The sequence below is a fragment of the Novosphingobium cyanobacteriorum genome (assembly GCF_029436685.1).
GTDB classification, from domain to species: domain Bacteria; phylum Pseudomonadota; class Alphaproteobacteria; order Sphingomonadales; family Sphingomonadaceae; genus Novosphingobium; species Novosphingobium cyanobacteriorum.
The window spans coordinates 272,868-288,430 of sequence record NZ_JAROCY010000001.1; the positions used below are offsets into that span (position 1 = coordinate 272,868).

At 64.6% G+C, this 15,563-nt stretch carries 13 protein-coding genes; 11 read left to right on the plus strand and 2 right to left on the minus strand.

The features are described 5' to 3' along the window. Positions 1-17 precede the first annotated feature (17 nt). The 8 genes from POM99_RS01295 to POM99_RS01330 all read left to right on the plus strand — a co-directional run bounded on the left by POM99_RS01295 (position 18) and on the right by POM99_RS01330 (position 6,347). A complete protein-coding gene (locus tag POM99_RS01295; protein WP_277274931.1) occupies positions 18-551 on the plus strand; it encodes a 2,4'-dihydroxyacetophenone dioxygenase family protein in 534 nt (177 codons plus the stop codon). Between the two features lie 13 nt (positions 552-564). Further along, positions 565-1,101: a 2,4'-dihydroxyacetophenone dioxygenase family protein gene (locus POM99_RS01300; RefSeq protein ID WP_277274932.1), complete on the plus strand. Its 537-nt coding sequence runs from the start codon at positions 565-567 to the stop codon at positions 1,099-1,101. A 7-nt stretch (positions 1,102-1,108) separates the two neighbouring features. Next, a complete protein-coding gene (locus tag POM99_RS01305) occupies positions 1,109-1,642 on the plus strand; it encodes a 2,4'-dihydroxyacetophenone dioxygenase family protein (RefSeq protein WP_277274933.1) in 534 nt (177 codons plus the stop codon). A gap of 10 nt (positions 1,643-1,652) precedes the next feature. Next, positions 1,653-2,717, plus strand: a complete 1,065-nt coding sequence (locus POM99_RS01310; protein ID WP_277274934.1) for a Rieske 2Fe-2S domain-containing protein — start codon at positions 1,653-1,655, stop codon at positions 2,715-2,717. 47 nt (positions 2,718-2,764) lie between these two features. After that, entirely contained in the window at positions 2,765-3,604 is an 840-nt protein-coding gene (locus tag POM99_RS01315) for an SDR family NAD(P)-dependent oxidoreductase (protein WP_277274935.1), read from the plus strand. Continuing rightward, positions 3,601-4,497, plus strand: a complete 897-nt coding sequence (locus POM99_RS01320; protein WP_277274936.1) for an MBL fold metallo-hydrolase — start codon at positions 3,601-3,603, stop codon at positions 4,495-4,497. Before POM99_RS01315 ends, POM99_RS01320 begins: the two co-directional genes overlap by 4 nt. Further along, positions 4,485-5,243 (plus strand): SDR family NAD(P)-dependent oxidoreductase, encoded by a 759-nt coding sequence (locus tag POM99_RS01325; RefSeq protein ID WP_277274938.1) that lies wholly within the window; start codon positions 4,485-4,487, stop codon positions 5,241-5,243. The genes POM99_RS01320 and POM99_RS01325 overlap by 13 nt, the downstream gene beginning before the upstream one ends. 96 nt (positions 5,244-5,339) lie before the next feature. Next, the gene (locus tag POM99_RS01330; protein ID WP_277274939.1) at positions 5,340-6,347 is read left to right on the plus strand and encodes an alcohol dehydrogenase catalytic domain-containing protein; all 1,008 of its coding nucleotides are present in this window, start codon (positions 5,340-5,342) and stop codon (positions 6,345-6,347) included. Positions 6,348-6,356: 9 nt separating this feature from the next. Here the strand turns inward: POM99_RS01330 and POM99_RS01335 are convergent, their stop codons facing one another. Continuing rightward, positions 6,357-7,832: an MFS transporter gene (locus POM99_RS01335; protein WP_277274940.1), complete on the minus strand. Its 1,476-nt coding sequence runs from the start codon at positions 7,830-7,832 to the stop codon at positions 6,357-6,359. A 106-nt stretch (positions 7,833-7,938) separates the two neighbouring features. Further along, positions 7,939-8,973 (minus strand): LacI family DNA-binding transcriptional regulator, encoded by a 1,035-nt coding sequence (locus tag POM99_RS01340; RefSeq protein ID WP_277274942.1) that lies wholly within the window; start codon positions 8,971-8,973, stop codon positions 7,939-7,941. A 356-nt stretch (positions 8,974-9,329) separates the two neighbouring features. Between POM99_RS01340 and POM99_RS01345 the strand changes: the two genes are divergently transcribed. The 3 genes from POM99_RS01345 (at position 9,330) to POM99_RS01355 (ending at position 15,555) form a co-directional block, all read left to right on the plus strand. Beyond that, positions 9,330-12,137: a TonB-dependent receptor gene (locus POM99_RS01345; protein WP_277274943.1), complete on the plus strand. Its 2,808-nt coding sequence runs from the start codon at positions 9,330-9,332 to the stop codon at positions 12,135-12,137. A gap of 77 nt (positions 12,138-12,214) precedes the next feature. After that, positions 12,215-13,732, plus strand: coding sequence for a tryptophan halogenase family protein (locus POM99_RS01350; protein WP_277274944.1), 1,518 nt, complete (start codon positions 12,215-12,217; stop codon positions 13,730-13,732). Continuing rightward, positions 13,729-15,555: an alpha-amylase family glycosyl hydrolase gene (locus POM99_RS01355; protein ID WP_438822973.1), complete on the plus strand. Its 1,827-nt coding sequence runs from the start codon at positions 13,729-13,731 to the stop codon at positions 15,553-15,555. Before POM99_RS01350 ends, POM99_RS01355 begins: the two co-directional genes overlap by 4 nt. Positions 15,556-15,563 lie beyond the last annotated feature (8 nt).

The window sequence follows — 15,563 nt, forward strand, 5'->3', positions numbered from 1 at the left end:
CATTGGGAGAGAGAAACGTGCCCGAAACCGCCCATTCCGAATTCTGGAAAGACATCAAGCCGGTCGAGAAGGTCTTCCGCGAAGGTGGGCTGCCCGAAGTCTATATGCCCAAGATCGCCGAGGGCGACGAACGCTATTGGGTGCCGATTTCCGAGACGGTCAGCTCGAAGCCGGTGTGGATCAGCCCGTCGAAGAACATGTGGGCCGACGTGCTGATGAGCAAGCAGGCGGGCCTGGTGAACCGCCACTATCATCCGCATCCGATCTGGGCCTACACCATCAGCGGCAAGTGGGCCTATCTCGAACACAGCTGGACCGCCACCGCGGGCGATTTCATCTATGAGACCCCGGGCGAAAGCCATACGCTGGTCTGCTATGAACACGAAGATCCGATGAAGGTGTTCTTCGTCGTTTCCGGCCCGCTGATGTGGCTGGACGAGGAAGGCAACACCATCGGCCACTACGACGTGTTTGATTACATGAAGGCCGCGCGCGAACATTACGACAAGGTCGGCATCGGTGCGGATTACGTCGACACCCTGATCCGTTGAGAGGAGCCTGCAAATGGCCGTGATGACTGCCCCACCATCCAGCAAGGCCGCCATCGTCGATGTGCCTTTCGCACACAAGGAACTGGTCGCAAGGCTCAGCCCCGGCGGGCGCTACATCGATGCGCAAAGCGACGTGGACAGCCCGTGGGTGCCTTTCGGTGACAACGCCGCGATCAAGCATCTCGCCTTCGATGTGCGGCAGAACCTGTTCTCCAACATCCTGTGGGTAAAGGGGCCGGGCGTGATCGGCACGCACCTGCATCGCGGCACCATCACCATGGTCTGCCTCGAAGGCAGCGTGCGCTATCTCGAATACGATTGGGTCGCGTCTCCGGGCGGCCTGATCCTTGAAGTACCGGGCGAGAGCCACACCCTCGTCACCGAACATCCGCAGGGCACCAAGCTGTTCGGATGGATGCAGGGCCCGATCGATTTCTTCGACGAACATGGCGTGCTGGTCGATACGGCGGACGTGTGGTGGTACATCAACCACTACGAGACCTACTGCCGCGATAACGGCATCGCCATCAATCCCAAGCTCTATCTCTGAGGCTGCAATGGGCACGATGAAGGCGCCCCCTTCCGGGGCATACAAGATCGTCAACGTACCGGAACTCTATGGCGACCTGATCCGGGGCAAGGGCGTGGAAGGCACCTATGTCGGCGCGTCCGAGGCCGAAAGCCCCTGGGTTCCCTTTGGCGACAACGCCGCGATCCGCCACCTGGCCTTCGACGTGCGTGACAACGTCTACGTCAACATCCTGTGGATCAAGGGCCCCGGCGTGATCGGCACGCACAAGCATCGCGGCCGGGTCTGGGCGGTCGGGCTCGAAGGCTCGTTCCGCTATCTGGAATACGACTGGGTGTGCCGCCCCGGCGAATTCATCACCGAAACGCCCGGCACGGCGCACACGCTCGTCACCGACGATCCCAACGGCATGAAGGCGCTGTTCCACATGCAGGGCGCCAACGAATTCTTCGATGAGAACGGCAACCATGTCGAAACGCTCGACGTGTGGTGGTTCATGAACCACTACGAAACCTACTGCCGCGAGAACGATATCCCGATCAACAAACAGCTTTACCTGTAGGGACAGGTCTATGGGCGAGCCAACGAGCCCGGTGCCCAAGCTCGGCGCGAAACCAGCCGGCACGTACCTGCGCAATTGCTGGTACGTGGCCTGCTGGGCCGATGCACTGGGTGAAAAGCCGCTGTCGCGCGTCTTTCTCGAAGAGCCGGTTGCCCTGTTCCGCGATGGTGATGGGATTGCTCATGCCATCGCCGGGCGCTGCCCGCACCGCTTCGCTCCGCTCGGCCATGGCACGGTGGTGGATGGCGCGCTGATGTGCCCCTACCACGGGTTGCGTTTTGATGGATCGGGCGCCTGCATCCACAATCCGCACCCTGGCGGGCATTTGCCCGACGGGCGCCAGCAGGTCTATCCTCTGGAGGAGCGGCACGCCCTGCTGTGGATATGGATGGGCGATCCTGCGAAGGCCGATCCTGCGCTGATCCCGGACTTCTCGTGGCTCACCGATCCTCGCTGGGAAGCGGTGCGAGGGGCCACGCTGGCTGAGGGGCATTACGAGCTCTACAGCGACAACATCCTCGATCTCAGCCACGCCAACTTCGTCCACCCGGCGCTTGTCGCCAGTGCCTTTGTCGAGGGTGAGCGCCGCTTCTGGCAGGACGGGGAAACTGTCCATGCTGAATACGTGCGCCTGGACGATACCCTGTCCGAAGGCATTGGCGGGATGCTCGGCCGGCTGGGCCAGAAGCAGGATTTCTATGGCGAGGTGGTGTGGCACGCGCCCGCCGTGCTCTATTTCGATTTCCGCGCGGGCGAACCCGGCACTGCGCGGCAGGAATGCACGCTGCTGCCTTCGCTCCACGCCTTCACGCCCGAAACGCCGGACACCACGCACTACATCTGGGCCACGGCACGGGATTTCGCTCTGGGAAACGCTGAGTTCGCAAGCGGCATGCGCGCGGCGCTGGAATATGCTTTCCAACAGGAAGACATGCCGATCATCCGGGACAGTCATCGTCTGATGCGCGGGCAGGATTTCTGGGACCTTCGCCCCCTGATCCTCAATGGAGACGGGGGCGGGGTGCGGGCCCGGCGGATGCTGCAGCGGATGATCGATCGCGAAAGCGCGTCATAGCATTTGGGCCGAAGCCTGAACGGCACGGCAGGAGAGGGAAACAGCTTATGGGCACATTGGATCGCTTCGACATAAAGGGAAGGAGCGCGCTGGTCACGGGCGCGGCCTCGGGCATCGGGCTCGCCTATGCAGAGGCGATGGCCGAAGCCGGCGCCGCCGTAACGCTTGCCGATATCGATATCGAAGGAGCCGAACGCGAAGCCGCCCGCCTGCGCGCCGAAGGGCATGATGCCCGCGCCGAGCGCTGCGACGTTTCTGACTTCGACGCCGTGGCGGCTGCCTTCGATGCGCATGACAAGGCCTATGGCGGGCTGGACATCTGCTTCGCCAACGCCGGCATCGATGCAGGTGCGGGGTTCTGGAACCCTGCGGGTCACCGCAACCCTGATGGCCAGGTCGATACCTACGATCCCAAGCGGTGGGACAAGTCGATCTCGGTCAACCTGTCGGGCGTGTTCTACACCATCAGCAACGCCGTGCGGATCATGAAGAAGGAAGGCCGCGCCAACGGTCGCACCGGCGGATCGGTGATCTGCACCGCCTCAAACGCCGGCTTGGTGACCGAACCCATCGTTGGCCTGCCCTATATGCCGGCAAAGGCGGGGGTGCTGCACATGGTGCGGGCGCTGGGGCTTGAACTGGCCGAATTCCGCATCCGCATCAACGCCATCGCGCCGGGGCCGTTCGTCACCAACATAGGCGGTGGCTGGCTCAAGAAGGACCCGGTCGCGCGCAATGCGTGGGACGCCATTGTCCCGCTGGGAAAGCTGGCTGAAACCGACCAGCTCAAGCCACTGGCCCTGCTGCTGGCGTCGGATGCATCGGATTACATGACGGGAAGCCACGTCGTGATCGACGGCGGCATGATGCTGGGGAAATATCAATGATTGGCAAGACTTTGCTCGCGGCGCTGGCCGCCATCGCCCTGCCGCTCGCACCCGCTGCGGCGCAGGCACAGCAGAAACCCCTGACGGTCGAGGTGCTTCGCACCAGCGGCGGCTCGCTCTTCGCCAACATCGCCCTGATCGAGGGCGAGAGGGACGCGGTGCTGGTCGATGCGCCCTTCACCATTGCCGATGCGCACCGCGTGGTGGCCATGGTGCTGGACAGCGGCAAGCATCTCACCACGCTGTTCATCACGCACGATCACCCCGATCACTTCTTCGCGATGGAAGTGATCAAGGATGCCTTCCCCGATGTGAAGATCGTGGCGCATCCTACGGTTGCGGCCGACATCTGGAAGTCGCTGCCGTTCAAGGTCAAGCGCTGGAACCCGGTGCTTGGCGTCAACGCCCCGCGCCATCCCACCGCGCCGGCGCCGCTTGAAGGCGATACCATCATGCTGGAAGGCAGGGAGCTGAAGGTCATCCCGCCGATGAATGGCGACCATGTCCACGCCACCGCGCTGTGGGCGCCGTCGATCAAGGCTCTGTTCCCCGGTGACCTCGTCTATAACCAGATGTTCCTGTGGTTCGGGGAGCATGATCCCGCCGCCATCGCCGCCTGGGGCAAGGCGGTCGACCAGCTGATCGCGCTCAAGCCCGAACTTGTCGTGGCCGGCCACAGCAAGCCGGGCCTGCCCAATGACACCACTGGGCTGGACTTCTCCAAGCGCTATATCGCCGAATGGCCCAAGCTCGTCGCGGCGAGCAAGGACAGCGCCGACCTGCGCGCACGGGTGCAGAAAGCCTATCCGGAAGCCGTTGATGTGCTGGGCGATTTCCTGCTCGGAAACTCGTCGCGCGTGGCCAAGGGGGAACAGGCGGCATGGCAGGAATGACCTATGAAGGCAAAGCGGTGCTCGTCACCGGCGGCGCCACCGGCATCGGCCGCGCGGCTTCGGTCGCGTTCGCCGGGCAGGGGGCAAAGGTCATGATCGGTGACAAGGATGATCGCGCCGAGGAGACGGTGGCGATCATCCGCCAGGCCGGCGGTATTGCCGAGTTCAAGCCGACCGACGTGACCGACCCCGCTGCGGTGGAAGCGCTCGTCGCGGCCTGCGTCAGCGGCTTCGGCGGGCTGCATGCGGCGTTCAACAACGCCGGCGTGCTGCCGCCGCAGCGGCCGATCCATGAAGTGACGATCGAGGAAATGAACCTTGCCATCGATGTCGACTTCAAGGGCGTGTTCTACTGCATGCAGCAGGAAATCCGCCATTTCCTGAAGGTTGGCGGCGGGGCGATCGTCAACACCGCCTCGGTCGGGGCGCTGATCGCAGACCCGAACATGAGCGTCTATTGCGCGATGAAGCACGCCGTCTCCGGCCTGACCAAGGCGGCGGCGGTGGAATATGCGCAGCAGGGCATCCGGGTGAATGCCATCGCGCCCGGTTTCGTCGTCACCCCGATGACGCAGCACTGGGCTGACAGCGCCGAGTTCCGCGCGGCGTTCTTTGCCGGCAACGTATCGGGCCGGGCGGCGGTGCCAGACGAGATCGCGGGCACCGTGCTGCACCTGTGTTCGGATGCGGCCAGCTTCATCAATGGCGCCACGATCCCGATCGACGGGGGGCAGACCGCCCATTGAGGCCGTACATTGAGAACGACTGAGAGGGGGTTGAGATCGATTGAGAGCGACTGAGACCGGTCTGAACCCCCTTGAACCGGATAGGAAACAAGCACGATGCGAGCAGCCGTGATGCAGGGCCTGCACAAGCCCCTGGCCGTGGAGACAGTCCCTGACCCGGTGCCCGAAGAGGGCGATGTCGTGGTCAAGGTGGGCCGCTGCGGCATCTGCGGATCGGACTTGCACATGACCGAGGACCCCGCCTATGGCCAGGGCGCCGGATCGGTGCTGGGGCACGAATTCGCGGGCGAGGTGGTGGAGATCGGCCGCGGGGTGGAGGGGCTGGCCAAGGGCGATCTCGTCTCGGTCATCCCCTTGCAAAGCTGCGGAAAATGCCATGCCTGCCGAACCGGCGCGGTGCAGTGGTGCGATGCCTTCGGCCTGCAGGGCGGCGGCTATGCCGAATATGCGCTGACCCGCCCCAACCAGTGCGTGCGCCTGCCCAGAAGCGCCAGCCTGGCCGATGGCGCGATCGTGGAGCCGCTGGCCGTTGCGCTGCATGGCGTGGCGCTCAGCGGCATGAAAATAGGCGATAAAGTTCTGGTCCTCGGTGCCGGCCCGATCGGCCTCGCCGTCGCCTTCTGGGCGCGGCGCCATGGGGCGGGGCGGGTGGTGGTGCAGGACCTCGCCACCTTCCAGCAGGACCGCGCGCTGGCGATGGGGGCGCACGATTTCGTGGTCGATCCCGCCGATCCCGTCGGCTCTGCCGAGCGGGCGCTGGGGGGCAAGGCGGACGTGGTATTCGAATGCGTAGGCGTCCCCGGCCTGATTGCGCAGGGGGTGGAGCAGGTGCGGGCCGATGGCACCATCGTGCTGCTGGGCCTGTGCACCCGGCCCGATACGTTCAACAGCTTCGCCATGCTGTCAAAGCAGGTGAAGCTGGTGACCTCCGCCTTCTTCACGCGGCAGGAATACGAGGCCGCGCTGGATGCGCTGGATCGCGGAGCGGCGGAACCGCGCCTGCTGGTGACGGACACCGTCTCGCTGGATGCAACACCCGACGTGTTCGAGAGCCTGCGCAGGCGGACGAACCAGTGCAAGGTGCTGATTCAGCCGGATATGTAGCCCGCTGGCTCAGGCCTTTGCCGGGCCTTCGTGCAGGCGCAGCATGGCCAGTGCGGCGAAGGCCATCACGCCCGCGCCGATCAGCATGGTGAATTCGGGCGCTTGCGGAAAGAAGCTGCGCATCACGCCGCCCATGACCGTGGCCACCATCAGCTGCGGGATCACGATGAAGAAGTTGAACACGCCGATGTAGATGCCGAACTTGTGCGGTGGCAGCACGCGGGTGAGGATCACGTAGGGCATGCCAAGGATGGAGGCCCAGGCGAGACCGACCAGCGCCATCGGCACCAGCAGCAGCGTCTGGTCACGGATCACGAAGAGCAGCAGGAACGCGGCGGCCCCGGCCATCAGGCAGACCATGTGGGTGAGGGCATTGCCGATCCGCCGCGCCAGCATGGGCAGGGCAAAGGCGGCGAGCGCGGCGACTCCGTTGTAGAACGCGAACATGACGCCGACCCAGTCCGCCCCCGCGTTATAGGCCGCGCCGGTGGTGTCGGTGGCGTGGAACACGGTGCGGGTGACGACGGGCGTGGTGTAGATCCACAGGATGAACAGCGCGATCCAGGTAAAGAACTGGACGAGCGCGAGCTGCTTCATCTGCTGGGGCATCTGCGCCAGATCGCTGACGATATGGGCCAGCGCGCCGGTGCTGCGGAACGCGCGCACCGTCGCCTGCACCAGCCCGAAGGCGACGAGCCCGCCGCCCAAGACATAGAGCTGCTTGTCCAGCGCCAGCGCGAAGACGAGCGCAAGCAGGGCCGCGCCGCCAGCGATCCACAGCACGCCGCGCGCAGGATAGACCAGTGGCTGGTTCGCCTCGGCTCCGGCCGGTTCGTCGCCAAATGCGGCCAGTTCCTGCGGGCTATATTCACGCACGGAGAAGGCGGTCCAGGCCACGGCGGCGATGATGGCGAAGGCGCCGAGATAGAAGCTGTAGCGCACCGAGGGCGGCACCACGCCTTCGGGCGCGGTATTGGGAATGCCCAGGGCGTTGAAGATGACCGGGGCGAGCGAGCCGAGCACCGCGCCCGCGCCGATGAACCAGGTCTGCAGCGCGAACCCTTGGGCGCGCTGGTCGGGCGGGGTCATGTCTCCGACGAAGGCGCGGAACGGCTCCATCGCCACGTTGAGCGAGGCATCGAGCAGCCAGAGGAACACGGCGGCGGCGAAGAGCATCCCGGCATTGGGCAGGCCGAGCAGCGCCAGCCCGGCGAGCAGCGCGCCAGCCACGAAATAGGGCCGGCGGCGGCCGAAGCGGCCCCACGTGCGGTCAGACCAGTGGCCGATCAACGGCTGCACGATCAGGCCGGTGACCGGCCCGGCGATCCACAGGAAGGCGAGGTTGTCCACGCTGCTGCCCAGCGACTGGAAGATGCGGCTGACATTGGCGTTCTGCAGCGCGAAGGCGAGCTGGATGCCGAAGAAGCCGAAGCTGGTGTTCCACAGCCCGGCGAAGCTCTGGGCCGGCTTGGTGCTGGCGCGCATGGTGGTATATCCTCTGTGTTCCCTGCCATTCGCATGGCGGGAACGGGTACTCTGCGCGAGATGCATACGAATGTCATGCATGCATGCATGGGGTGTGCGCTTGGCCCTATCCCCCCGTACTCGCCCGCACCACCAACCTGGTCGGCAGCACTGGCGAAGGCGCAGCGCGGTCTTCCACCTGGGCCAGCACGGCCTCCACCAGCGCTTCTCCCGCAAGGCGCATGTCCTGCATCACGGTGGTCAGCGGCGGGGCGGTGAAGCTGGCGGCGGGGATGTCGTCGAAGCCGACCACGGCGACGTCATTGGGCACAGTGAGGCCGACTTCTGCGAGTGCGCGCATCGCGCCGATGGCGATGAGGTCGCTTGCCGCAAAGATGGCGTCAAACTTCTTGCCGCGGGCGAGGAGCTGCTGCGCGGCGGCATGGCCGGATTCCTCGGAGGATATCGCGTCCACCACCAGTTCGGGGTCCGGCGTCAGGCCGGCAGTCTCTATGGCGCGGGTGAGGCCGGCGTAGCGTTTCTGGAATTCAGGGTAGTGGACGTCGGCCTGGCCGAGGAAGGCGATGGTGCGGCGGCCGCGGGCGAGCAGGTGTTCGCCGGCAAGGCGGCCCGCGCCGAAATTGTCCGAGCCGACCGTGGCACCGATGGTGCCTTCGTCCACCGAGCCCCAGCGCACGAAGTGGGTGCCGCTGCGCACCAGCTGGCGCAGGCGGGTTTCGTAGAGCGTGTAATCGCCATAGCCGAGCAGGATCAGGCCATCGGCGCGGTGGCTTTCCTGATAGCGCTTGTGCCAATCGTCATCGAGTTTCTGGAATGAAATCAACAGGTCAAGCCCGCGCGCGGCGCAGTGGCGGGTGATCGAGCCGAGCATCGACAGGAAGAAGGGGTTGATGTTGGATTCGTCGGGCGTCGGGTCTTCGAAGAACAGCAGGGCAAGCGTGTTTGCGCGCTGCGAGCGCAGGGACGAGGCGTTCTTGTCTACGGTATAGTTCAGCTGGCGGGCGATCGCCTCGATCTTCTGGCGCGTTTGCAGGCTGACCGACTTGTGCCCGCGCAGGGCGCGGCTGACTGTGGGCTGCGAGACCCCGGCGAGATAGGCGATGTCGAAGCTGGTCGGCTTGTTGGATGGGGTGCGCCCCATGATCGGTCTCCCGCGCCTGCAGGTTTGGCCCCAAAGCATGGCATAACGAAGTTACCATGTATGCGTTCCTATGCAACGAGCCGTGCGGGCAGTTGCGCCCGTTAACCGGACAACGCGCCGTTTCCGCAGCGTAAATGGCGGAATTGCGTGGGTCCGGCGGGGAGGGGATACGTATAGTATACGTATGCCATATTCGCGGCAGCCGCCCCGCGTTCTAATTCTGAACCCGCAGCAAGACAGCCCCAGGGGGCCAAAGGCTGTGTTGCATCGATCCGGCGCGCCGCGCCGGGAAAAGGGTTCAGGCCGGCAAGGACCAGCAATCGGTTCGGGGCTGGCGAGGGAGAGTGGAAAACACCATGACCAATCGGGGTATTGTCGCGCACCGCCTTGGCGGTTCGCTTGTAGCATTGACCGTGGCACTGGCCGCGGCGCCTGCCGTTGCGCAGGAAGCGGCGCAGCAGGCACAGGATGCAGCGGCTGCTGCTCCGGCCGACGAAGGTGGGATCGTGGTGACCGGCATCCGTGCATCGCTGAACGCATCGGCCTCGATCAAGCGCATTTCACCCTCCATCGTGGAAGCGGTTTCGGCCGAGGACATCGGCAAGCTGCCCGACGTTTCGATCGCGGATTCGCTTGCACGCCTGCCGGGCGTGACCTCGCAGCGTCTGGAAGGGCGCGACCAGCGCCTGTCGATCCGTGGCCTTGGCCCCGATTTTTCCACGACGCTGCTGAACGGGCGCGAGCAGGTGACCGTGGGTGACAACCGCGGCGTGGAATACGACCAGTATCCGGCCGAGTTCTTCAAGAACGTGGTGGTCTACAAGGCGGCGAACCCATCGCTGGTGGCGGCGGGCATCGCCGGCACGGTGGACCTGCGCATGCTGCGGCCACTGGCCCAGCGCGACCGCATCGTGGCGGTGCAGGTGCGCGGCCAGATGAACGGCATGAAGAAGCTGAACCCCGACGGCAGCCGCTATGGCTATCGCGCTTCGGCGACGTATGTCGACAAGTTCGCCGACGACACCTTCGGCATCGCCATCGGCGTTTCGGCCACGGACGCGCCTTCGCAGAACGAGCGCTACAACGCCTGGGGCTTCCCCAATTCGACCGCGACCGGTGGCGCGCTGCTGCTGGGTGGTGCCAAGCCCTATGTCCAGTCGAACAAGCTGCAGCGCTATGGCGCGGTGGCGACGCTGGAATACCAGCCGAGCGACAATTTCCATTCGACGCTCGACGTGCTCTATTCCAAGTTCAAGGAAACGCAGCGCCTGCGCGGCATCGAATTCCCGATCGCGCCGGACTGGGGTTCGGGCGCAACGGTGCAGCCGGGCTACACCGTCGAGAACGGGCTGGTGACCAATGCCACGCTGACCAACATCCACGCGGTGCAGCGCAACGACTACAACAAGCGTGACGCCGACAACTTCTCGGTGGGCTGGAACAACGTGATCGGGATCGGGGAGAAGACCCACCTGACCATCGACGCCAGCTACAGCCACGCCAAGCGCACCGACTTCCTGCTGGAGACCTATACCGGCACGGGCTACGGCGCGACCGGTCCGGCTGACACGATCCACATCAGCGCCAATCCCAACGGCACGTTCGATATCGTGCCGACGCTGGACTATGCCGACGACACGCTGTTCGGCATCACCGACCCGCGCGGATGGGGCTATAACGGCACGAGCGCCGTGGTGCAGGCGGGCTTCCTCAACCGGCCGAGCTTCAAGGACGACCTTGCCTCGCTGCGGGCAAGCCTCGACGGCGAGATCAGCAATGCCGGTCCGATTGCGGGCTGGGAAGTGGGCGTGAACTACAGCCACCGCAAGAAGACCTCGGCCTTCAAGTCGTACTTCCTGTGCCCGGATGGCGCCGGCACCAACTGCACGGTGGCGAGCGGGACGACCCAGTTCGCGCCGATCCCGCAGGAAGCGATCGTCGGTTCGGTGCCGCTGGGTTACCTCGGCGTGCCCTCGATGCTCGCGCTGAACCCGGTGTACCTCTACAACAACGCGCTGAGCAGCGTTTACGACAACCGCCCGGTTTCGCTGGTGCGCGACAACTCGGTGACCGAGAAGGTCTGGACCGGCTATGCCATGATCAAGCTGGACGGCGATCTTGGCGGGCGGAAGATCACCGGTGGCTTCGGCGTGCAAGCGGTGCATACCGACCAGAGCTCGGTCGGTTCGATCTCGAACTTCTCGAACGGCGTGGTCTCGATCATCCCGACCACCGGCGGCGACAAGTACTGGCGCGTTCTGCCCAGCGCGAACGTTTCGATCGAGGTGGCCAATTCCAGCTACCTGAAGCTGGCGACCTCGCTGACGATGGTGCGGCCGCGCCTCGATCAGGAGCGCGTGAACCAGGAGTTCGGCATCGATCCGACGCGGATTGAATCGACCGATCCGGCGTTCAGCGCGTTCACCTCGAACGGCGGCAACCCGCGCCTGCGGCCCTACCGCTCGTTCAACATCGACGGGTCGGTGGAGCACTACTTCAGCAAGGGCGGCTATGTCTCGGTGGCCGGCTACTTCAAGCGGCTGACCGACTATGTCGATCCGAGCGCGAGCTTCATCTTCGACTTCAAGGATGCCGCTTCGCTGCTTTCGCCTGCCGATCAGGCGCGGCTGGGCACCTCGCTGGGCCTGGTGAAGGCGCCGGACAACGGCGGCAAGGGCACGGTGAAGGGTGCGGAAATCACGCTGTCGATGCCGTTTGCGGAGTTCTCGCAGTCGCTTGACGGGTTCGGCTTCTTCGGCAGCGCTTCCTACACCAAGAGCAAGATCGAGCTGGCCAGCAATCCGGGCAATTCGATCACATTGCCGGGTCTTTCGGCCTGGGTGGGCAATGCCTCGCTCTACTACGAAAAGCGTGGGTTCCAGGTGCGCGCCTCGTACCGCTATCGTTCGAAGTTCCTGGCCGAGGTGGCAGGCCTTTCCGCCAACCCGACCTATCGCACGGCAAAGGCGGAAGGCATCCTCGACGCGCAGATCGGCTATGAATTCCAGCCGGACTCCGCGCTGGCCGGCCTTTCCGTGATGTTCCAGGCGAAGAACCTGACCGACCGTCCGTTCATCACCTACCAGAACGACGATCCGCGTCAGGTGATCGACTACCAGCGTTATGGACGCGACTACTACATCAGCCTCAACTACAAGTTCTGAGGTCGGGTCGCACGGCCGGGTAGCGGTTACGCACCGCCGCCCGGCCGCCTGATCCGGTGAATGTGGGAGAGCTGGCCGTGACAGAAGCATCGCCATTATCGATCGTCATCGTGGGAGGTGGGACCGCCGGCTGGATGACGGCGGCTGCATTCGGCCACTTCCTGGGCCCCGGCTTTACCGTGCGCCTGATCGAATCCGAACAGATCGGCACGATCGGGGTGGGCGAAGCGACGATCCCGCAGATCCGCATGTTCAACGATGCGCTGGGGATCGACGAGAACCAGTTCATCCGCGAGACGCAGGCGACGTTCAAGCTGGGCATCGAATTCGTGGGCTGGCTGCGGCCCGGCAGCCATTACATGCACGCCTTTGGCGATGTGGGACGGCCGATCGGACTGTGCGGGTTCCAGCATTACTGGTCGCGCGCCAGGCGGCTCGGCTTTGGCGGTCCGACCCACGATTACTGCCTTAACGACATTGCCGGCAAGCAGAACCGGATGCACCGTGGGGCACCGCTGACGGCGCGCAACGTGCCGGAGATGCCGCATGCCTTCCATTTCGACGCGGGGTTTTATGCCGCGTTCCTGCGCCGCTTTGCCGAAGCGCGCGGGGTGGTGCGGACCGAGGGACGGATCGACGAGGTCCTGCGCGATGGCGAGCAGGGGAACGTGACCGGCGTACGCCTGCAATCGGGCGAGGTCGTGACCGGGGACCTGTTCATCGACTGTTCGGGCATGCGGGCGCTGCTGATGTCGGCGCTCGGCGTGGGGTACGAGGACTGGACGCACTGGCTGCCGTGCGACCGTGCGCTGGCGGTGCCGAGTGGGCGGGTGGAGGACTTCACGCCCTATACCCGGTCCACCGCCCACGATGCCGGGTGGCAGTGGCGCATCCCGCTGCAGCATCGCACCGGCAATGGCCGCGTCTATTGCAGCAGCTTCGTTTCCGACGACGACGCGGCGGCCAGCCTGTTGGCGCATCTCGACGCGCCAGCGCTGGACGATCCACGCCCGATCCGTTTCACCACCGGCCGACGCCGCGAAGCATGGAGCCACAACGTTATCGCAGTCGGGCTTTCGAGCGGGTTTCTGGAGCCGCTTGAATCGACTTCTATCCACCTGATCCAGTCGGCCATTTCGCGCATCCTGAAGTTCATGCCCGGCAGGGTGCAGGCGCAGGCGGACCGAGACGAGTACAACCGCCAGTTCACCTTCGAGATGGAGCGCATCCGCGACTTCATCGTGCTGCACTACCACCTGAACGCGCGCGACGAACCGTTCTGGCGGGCCTGCCGCGAAATGGCGCTGCCCGACAGCCTGACCCACCGCATCGAGCTGTTCCGCGCCAACGGCCACATCTTCCGCGACGCGGACGAACTGTTCAGTGAGGTTGCGTGGTTCCAGGTGATGGCGGGGCAGGGCATCGTGCCTGCCGGCAGCCATGCGCTGGCCGAGGCGATCCCCGAGACTGACCTGAAGGACTACATGGCAGCCCTGAACCAACTCTATAGCCGGGAGGCGGGCCGGTATCCCAGCCACGCCGACTACATCGCCCGCCATTGCGCCGCCCGTCCGCTTGATGCGGTGCCGGCATGAAGATGCGCTCCCTCCTGCTCCCGGTGCTGTTCGCCTGCCAATCCCTCCCGGCAGTCGCTGAACCGTACCGGGAGCGACCCGCTGCGGGTGAGACGGTGTACTTCGTGCTGCCCGACCGCTTCGAGAACGGGGACAAGGCCAACGACACCGGCGGGCTGAAAGGGGACAGGCTGCAGACCGGGTTCGACCCCACATCCAAGGCTTTCTACAACGGCGGCGACATCAAAGGGCTGATGTCGCGGCTCGACTATATTCAGGGGCTTGGGGCGACGGCGATCTGGGTGGGGCCGATCTTCAAGAACAAGCCGGTGCAGGGCGCGCCGGGGCAGGAAAGCGGCGGATACCACGGATACTGGATCACCGATTTCACGCAGGTCGATCCGCACTTCGGCACCAATGCCGACTTCAGGAAGCTGGTCGATGCGGCACATGCGCGGGGCATGAAGGTCTACATGGACATCGTGGCCAACCACACGGCCGATGTGATCCAGTATCGCGAAGGGGCGGCCAGCGGCTTTGCCTATCGCAGCAGGGCCGACTATCCCTATTCGCGGAAGGGCGGACTTGGCGGCAAGGCGATCAATCCGGGATTTGCGGGCGACCAGATTTCAACCGATGCGAACTTTGCCAGGCTGACCGATCCGACCTGGGCCTATACGCCCTATGTCCCCAAGGGCGAGGAACACGCCAAGGTTCCGGACTGGCTGAACGATCCCTTGGTTTACCACAACCGGGGCAATACGACGTTTTCCGGAGAGAACAGCCAGTTCGGTGACTTCGTGGGGCTGGATGACCTGTTCACCGAGAGCCCCCGCGTGCGGCAGGGCATGATCGCAATCTACGCCAAGTGGATCGACGACTTTGGCGTGGACGGGTTCCGCATCGATACGGCGCGCCATGTCGATTCCGGGTTCTGGCAGGCGTTCGTGCCGGCGATGCAGGCTGAAGCCAGAAAGCGCGGCATTCCCAACTTCCACATCTTTGGCGAGGTGGCGCGGGAGAACCCTGACAACGGTTTCATCGCACAGTTCACGCGCCGCGACGGCTATCCGGCAGTGCTGGACTTTGCCTTCCATGCATCGGTCCGCGCGGTTCTGGGAGCCGGGCAGGGCACCGAGGTGCTGGCGCAACTGTTTGACGGCGACGTGCTCTACAAGGGCGGAGAGAAGGCGGCGATGGCCATGCCGACCTTCATCGGAAACCATGATATCGGCCGCTTTTCCACACTGGTGCGCCATGATCGACCGGGCATTTCAGATAAGGAGTTGCTTGAGCGGGTCGCGCTCGGCCACGTGATGCTGATGACGCTGCGCGGTTCACCGGTGATCTATTATGGCGACGAGCAGGGCTTCGTGGGCGATGGCAACGACCAGGACGCGCGCGAGGACATGTTTGCCAGCCAGGTGGCAAGCTATAACGACAACCGCCTGATCGGTACGACCAAGACGACCGCCACCGCCAGCTTTGCCACCGATCATCCGCTTTATCGCCTGATCTCCTCGCTTGCCACGTTGCGCAAGGCGCATCCGGCACTGATCAGCGGCCGCCAGGTGACACGCGGCTATTCGGACAAGCCGGGGCTGTTCAGTGTATCGCGGTTCGATCCGGCTACGGGCATGGAATACCTGATCGCCTTCAATACGAGTGACCAGCCACTGCATGCGGCCAGCGTCATCGGTGGCCGGGTCACTGCATTGCAATCGTTGTTCGGTAACTGCCCGGCGCAGGTTTCGGCACCGGGTTCCGTTATACTCGATCTTCCTCCGTTCGGCAGCGCCGTCTGCCGGGCTGTCTCCTCCCCAGACAAGCACGCAGGCCAATGACCCGATCC